The sequence below is a fragment of the Oleiphilus sp. HI0066 genome, assembly GCF_001635725.1.
The window spans coordinates 1-880 of sequence record NZ_LWFH01001318.1 but is presented as its reverse complement, the minus strand read 5'-3'; the positions used below and the strand labels follow the sequence as shown (position 1 = coordinate 880).

Annotated in this window: 1 protein-coding gene; it reads right to left on the bottom strand. The window is 46.4% G+C overall.

Features of this window, described 5'->3' with window-relative positions:
- Window positions 1-880 (bottom strand): hypothetical protein (locus tag A3738_RS31300; RefSeq protein WP_197473927.1); only part of this gene is annotated, 880 nt, incomplete at both ends.

The window sequence follows — 880 nt, the reverse complement described above, 5'->3', positions numbered from 1 at the left end:
CACGAGATGCTTGGATACGGTCAGATTCAGTACCAGAAGATTGCGTCTCTAACGCAGCAGCAAACTTCATTGGCTCAGAAATATTATCGGCAATTGGCGCTTTAGGCTTCTCTGCCTCTAATAAATCACTGTCTGTTACAGAGGGTGCGCCCGACCCAGAGCCTCCTACAGCGTGATAATAATAATGGTCGCTCTGATCTTTCAGATAGTAGGTTGCTGGATAAAATGTGTAGTCTTGGCGAGAGTTATCGGCACAATCGTCTGCACCACTCTCTTTACAAACCATGTCAGCATCGCGAATATCGTAATCCCAATAAGATTCCGTTTTAGTAGATGTATCTAAGTCTGCAAATAAGTTAACCGTACGTGTACCAAAAGCCGTTGTGACTGGCTCAACTAAGGTTGCTGTCACACTCGCATCTGTAAAGGTATAGCCATTGGTTTTCGCAACGCTATCAAACTCAGCATTAGTAAAGGTCGGCCAAGGATCATAGGTCACACTTGGGTCGTAATATGCCGTGTTGTATGCGGAACTTTTTGCTGATGCGTACTGTGCAATAGGGGGTATTGCATAGCGGTTGCTATAGAGGCGGCGACCGTCATACCCGCCTGTATCTACGCCGTTGGCAAATACGTAAGCATACTGGCCGTAGCCACCACTATTGAGGTAATCACCGTTTGAGTCTACAAAATTACCATCGCTTCTCAAACGCGGTGTACCATCATTGACAGGGAAAGATAGCTCCCAGTCCATACTACCGGAGTCATCAATCGCGAACATTAGGTTATGTTTCACAGACGAGCCTAACCATAATGGCTGGTCTGCTAACTGACCTGGAGCAGAATAAGCAATAGTAGGTGCGGTCAGATATGTGACCAG